The organism is Rhodoferax sp. OV413 (assembly GCF_945881795.1).
In the GTDB taxonomy this organism is placed as follows: Bacteria; Pseudomonadota; Gammaproteobacteria; order Burkholderiales; family Burkholderiaceae_C; genus Allorhodoferax.
The window spans coordinates 1-4,920 of record NZ_CAMCVG010000122.1 but is presented as its reverse complement, the minus strand read 5'-3'; the positions used below and the strand labels follow the sequence as shown (position 1 = coordinate 4,920).

Annotated in this window: 5 protein-coding genes; 2 read left to right on the top strand and 3 right to left on the bottom strand. The window is 62.8% G+C overall.

Going from position 1 to position 4,920, the window contains the following annotated elements; genetic code table 11:
- Window positions 1-70 precede the first annotated feature (70 nt).
- Entirely contained in the window at window positions 71-595 is a 525-nt protein-coding gene (locus Q0O05_RS11285; protein ID WP_293663104.1) for a disulfide bond formation protein B, read from the top strand.
- Here Q0O05_RS11285 and argA read toward each other — a convergent pair.
- From argA to Q0O05_RS11270, 3 genes are read right to left on the bottom strand one after another with little or no spacing between them, the layout of a single operon-like run.
- Window positions 592-1,941 carry an amino-acid N-acetyltransferase gene (gene argA / locus Q0O05_RS11280; RefSeq protein ID WP_293663102.1) on the bottom strand — a complete coding sequence of 450 codons (1,350 nt, stop codon included), beginning with the start codon at window positions 1,939-1,941 and terminating at the stop codon, window positions 592-594. The genes Q0O05_RS11285 and argA overlap by 4 nt on opposite strands.
- Window positions 1,938-2,381, bottom strand: coding sequence for a TA system VapC family ribonuclease toxin (locus Q0O05_RS11275; RefSeq protein WP_293663101.1), 444 nt, complete (start codon window positions 2,379-2,381; stop codon window positions 1,938-1,940). The genes argA and Q0O05_RS11275 overlap by 4 nt, the downstream gene beginning before the upstream one ends.
- Window positions 2,378-2,620: a hypothetical protein gene (locus tag Q0O05_RS11270; protein WP_293663099.1), complete on the bottom strand. Its 243-nt coding sequence runs from the start codon at window positions 2,618-2,620 to the stop codon at window positions 2,378-2,380. Before Q0O05_RS11270 ends, Q0O05_RS11275 begins: the two co-directional genes overlap by 4 nt.
- 306 nt (window positions 2,621-2,926) lie before the next feature.
- Here Q0O05_RS11270 and hrpA point away from each other — a divergent pair.
- Window positions 2,927-4,920: ATP-dependent RNA helicase HrpA (gene hrpA / locus Q0O05_RS11265; protein ID WP_293663097.1), on the top strand; the 1,994-nt coding region annotated here is incomplete at its 3' end.

The window sequence follows — 4,920 nt, the reverse complement described above, 5'->3', positions numbered from 1 at the left end:
CCCGAATCTTATTCGCTTCCGCGTTGGCCCCTGCGGCGCGCGGCCCATTGAAAAGGACATGATGTTGGAACTGCTTTTGACCCGTCTGGACCGCGCGCCGCGACGCGCTTTCGCCACGGTGGCGCTGGTGTGTGCGGCCATGTTGGCCTTTGGGATGTATCTGCAGCACGTGGTGGGGCTGGAGCCATGCCCGATGTGCATTGTGCAGCGCTACGCTCTTGTTTTGATAGCTGTTTGCGTAGCACTGACGGGCGCTAGCGGCCGAAAAGGCCTGCAAATCACGGGCTCGGTAGTGCTCTTGGTTCTGGCGCTGGCCGGCGCCTATGTGGCGGCGAGGCAGAGCTGGCTGCAGTGGTACCCGCCCGAGGTGGTGACTTGCGGGCGCGACCTCTACGGCATGATCGAAACCTTTCCGCTCAAGCGGGCGCTGCCCATGATTTTTCGCGGTGGCGGAGACTGCAGCAAGGTGGACTGGACATTTCTAGGCGGCACGATTGCCAACTGGTCTTTCGTCTGCTTTTGCGCGCTGGCCTTGTTTGGCGGCTTAATGGCTTGGCGCCTGACTCGCCGCCAACTTGTGCGGCAGCCGGCTTAACCCAGCTTCTTCACCAGCACCTGGCTCTTACGGTCCCAGTTGTACTTGCGCTTGCGGGCCTCGGGCAGCCAATCGGGGTCCATCTGCACAAATCCGCGCTTGATGAACCAGTGCATGGTGCGGGTGGTGAGCACGAAGATGCTGTCCAGCCCCGCGGCCTTGGCGCGTTGCTCCACGCGCTTGAGCACGCGTTCGCCGTCGCCCTGGCCTTGCACATCCGGTGACACGGTGAGCGCGGCCATTTCGGCGGTGCGCGCCTCGGGGTAGGGATAGAGCGCGGCGCAAGCAAAGATCACGCCGTCGTGCTCGATGATGGTGTAGTTGCCGGCGTCGCGCTCAATCTCGGTGCGGCTGCGCTTGACCAGGGTTCCGTCGCGCTCGAAGGGGTCGATGAGTTGCAGAATGCCGCCCACGTCGTCTTCGGTGGCCTCCCGCAGCTCTTCGAGCTTCTCGTCAATCACCATGGTGCCGATGCCGTCGTGTACATACACCTCCAGCAAAATCGCACCGTCCACCGCAAAGGGGATGATGTGGCTGCGCTCCACGCCGGACTTGCAGGCTTTCACGCAGTGCTGCAGGTAGAAGGCGACATCGGTGGGCTGGTTGGCGGCGGGCAGCTCTTTGAGCAAGCGCTCCGCGGCGGCCAGCGGCAGCTCGGTGTCGATTGCGTTGTCTTCGCTGGCGGGCTGGTTCGGGTCCATGAGGATGCCCGGCACCTCGGTCAGAAAAATCAGCTTATCGGCCTGAAGCGCGGTGGCCACGCTGGTGGCGACCTCTTCCATGGCCAGGTTAAAGGCTTCTCCGGTGGGCGAAAAGCCAAACGGCGACAGCAGCACCATGGCGCCCATGTCCAGCGTTTTCATGATGGCGGCGGTGTCCACCTTGCGCACCAGCCCGCTGTGCTGAAAGTCCACCCCGTTCACGATGCCGATAGGCCGCGCGGTGATGAAGTTGCCTGAAATCACCCGCACGGTGGAGTCCGCCATAGGCGTATTGGGCAGCCCCTGGCTGAATGCGGCCTCGATTTCGTAGCGCAGCTGGCCGGCGGCCTCCTGCGCGCAGTCCAGCGCCACCTCGTCGGTGATGCGGATGCCGTTGCTGTAACGCGGCTCGTGGCCCTTGGCGAGAAGCTGCTCATTGACCTGCGGGCGGAAGCCGTGCACCAGCACAATCTTCACGCCCATGCTCTGGATCATCGCCAGGTCTTGCGCCAGATGCTGCAACTTGCCCGCCGCAATGGCCTCGCCCGCAATGCCCACCACAAAGGTCTGGTTACGGAACTTGTGGATGTAAGGCGCAACCGAGCGGAACCAGGGCACAAAGGTGAAGTTGAAGACAGAGGTCATGGGTCAGTTGGCTGCAATAAAAGGAGTCGGTTGGCCGGCAAAAGGCGTTCGAAGTCTCGGTCGAAGGTCGCGAGAGTCTCTTCTTGTTGGAGGACGCAAGCCGCTATCCAAGCGTCCGGCAAGTCATTCCCGCTGAGATTTTGCTCCATACACAGGCTGCGCAAATGTTGCCACTCGCCTTGCACGGCGAGGATGTCGACGCCCGGGCATGCCAACAAGGCATCCACAAAGCCCACTGCCTGCTGCGCAGGCGTCGGAAGGCTGAAAATTCTCGGGTGGGTTGCCAGCCGCAGGTAGCTCGCCAGAACACCGGGCAGCAGGCTCAAACGGTTGCCTTGCCGGGCCGATTCGAGGGCCTGAACCAGCCAGCCCAGTGCGACTGTGTGATGGGCGTGATCTTTGCGCGAGGCGGCGAGTATGACGTTGACGTCCGGTGTCATTCGCTGACAGCCCGCAACAAGGACTGGTTGCTGGTGCCGTCAATCCCCGCCTGCAGCCCGGAGCGGCCATCGAAGACCGGCAGGGCAATGGCAACTGCGGCTGCATCTGCTTCCGGAGCGCCTGCATAGCGGACCAGGAATTCGCGGATTTTGGCGCTCACTGAAGTTCCCTCCTGGATGGCACGGATGCGCGCCTTGCGGATAAGCGCCTCGTCCATAGAAATAGTCAGGTTTGCCATGTGTTCTCCCGATGACAGACATGTCAGATTAACGTGAACCAGTGTAGCACGTGTACGTGTGTATTCTTGTGCCGATCCGTTTGTGGAGGGCTGACGCACCAACCGCTGGCAGGATAATCGCCCCCAATGTCTGACGCTCCTATTCCACCTGCCCCAGTGCCTGCCCGCGGCTCAGTCAACGACATTGCTGTTCCAAACCCTGCAACGCAAAAGCGCCGTGCGGGGCCCGAATCCCCGGTGGTTGCGACCGGGCTGACGATCGAATTTCCCGAGTCCCTGCCCGTATCGGGAAAACGGCAGGAGATCATGGATGCCATTGCGGCGCACCAGGTGGTCATCGTCTGCGGGGAAACCGGCTCGGGCAAGACCACGCAGCTGCCCAAAATCGCGCTCGCTATGGGGCGGGGCAAGCTGAACTACCCGGCAGGCCAACGCGGCCAGCTTATCGGCCACACCCAGCCGCGCCGGATTGCCGCCAGCAGCGTGGCCAAACGCATAGCCGAGGAACTCAAAACGCCTTTGGGTGATGTGGTGGGCTACAAGGTGCGCTTTAACGACCGGTTGGGCAAGGACGCCTCGGTCAAGCTGATGACCGACGGCATCTTGCTGGCAGAAACGCAGACCGACCCGCTGCTCAAGGCCTACGACACCATCATCATTGACGAGGCGCACGAGCGCAGCCTGAACATCGACTTTCTGCTGGGCTACTTGCGGGAGATCCTGCCGCGCCGCCCGGACCTGAAGATCATCGTCACCTCGGCGACGATTGACGCGCAGCGCTTTTCCGACCACTTCGCATCCAAAAAGGGGCCCGCACCAGTCATTTTGGTGTCCGGCCGTATGTTCCCGGTGGAGCAGCGCTACCGTCCTTTCGAAGAAAGCCGCGATTACGACCTGAACAACGCGATTGCCGACGGCGTCGACGAGCTCTGGCGCGACCCGCACAACCAGGGCGACATTCTGGTTTTCCTGCCCGGCGAACGCGAAATCCGCGAGGCGGCCGACCACCTGCGCAAGCACCTCAGCCACCAACCGGTTATGCGCAGCGCCGAAGTGCTGCCCCTGTTTGCCCGCCTGAGTCCGGCCGAGCAGGACCGGATTTTTGACGGCCACACCGGCCGCCGTGTCGTGCTGGCGACCAACGTGGCCGAGACTTCGCTCACCGTTCCAGGCACCAGATACGTCATTGACGCAGGCACCGCGCGCGTGAAGCGCTATAGTTTCCGTAGCAAGGTGGAGCAGTTGCTGGTCGAACCCATCAGCCAGGCCGCTGCCAACCAGCGCGCCGGGCGCTGCGGGCGCGTGGCTAACGGCATTTGCATCCGCCTCTACGACAAGCAAGACTTCGACGGCCGCCCGCGCTTTACCGACCCCGAAATCCTGCGCAGCTCGCTGGCGGGCGTGATTTTGCGGATGAAGTCTTTGCATCTGGGGCAGGTGGAGGAGTTTCCGTTTCTGGAGCGGCCCAGCGGACGCGCCATTGCCGATGGCTACCAGCTGCTCAATGAACTGGGCGCAGTCGACGACGCCAACGAACTCACGCCCCTGGGCCAGGAACTCAGCCGCATGCCGCTGGACCCGCGGGTGGGCCGCATGCTGCTCGAGGCCCGCGAGCGGGGCGCGCTCGACGAGGCGTTGGTGATTGCCAGCGCCTTGAGCGTGCAAGATGTGCGCGATCGGCCCATGGAGGCCCAGCAGCAGGCGGATGCCGCGCACCAGAAGTTTGACGACGACAAGAGCGAGTTCACCGGCTACCTGAAGCTGTGGAAGTGGATTCACGATGGACGCGGAGGCGAGTCAACCCACAAACTCTCTAACCGCCAATACGAGCAGCTGCTGCGCCAGAACTTTGTCAACATCCGCCGCGTGCGGGAGTGGAAAGACATCTACAGCCAGCTCCACACCGTGGTGGCCGAGCACAAGTGGCGGCTCAACACCGAGCTTGCCAGCTACGAGCAGCTGCATCTGTCCATGCTCGCGGGCCTGCTGGGCAACGTGGGCTGCAAGCTCGAAGAAGGGCAGAACGGTGAATATTTGGGGGCGCGCAGCATCAAGTTTTTTGCCCACCCCGGCGCCCACCTCACCAAGAAGCCGGGCAGGTGGATTGTGGCCTCCGAGCTGGTCGAGACCACCCGACTTTTCGGGCGCGGCATTGCCGGCATCGAGCCGCAGTGGCTGGAGCAGGTGGGCGGGCATTTGCTCAAAAAGCAGCTGCTCGATCCGCACTGGGAGAAAAAAGCGGCCGAAGTCGTGGCGCTGGAGCGGGCTACGCTCTACGGCATCGTGGTGTACAGCGGGCG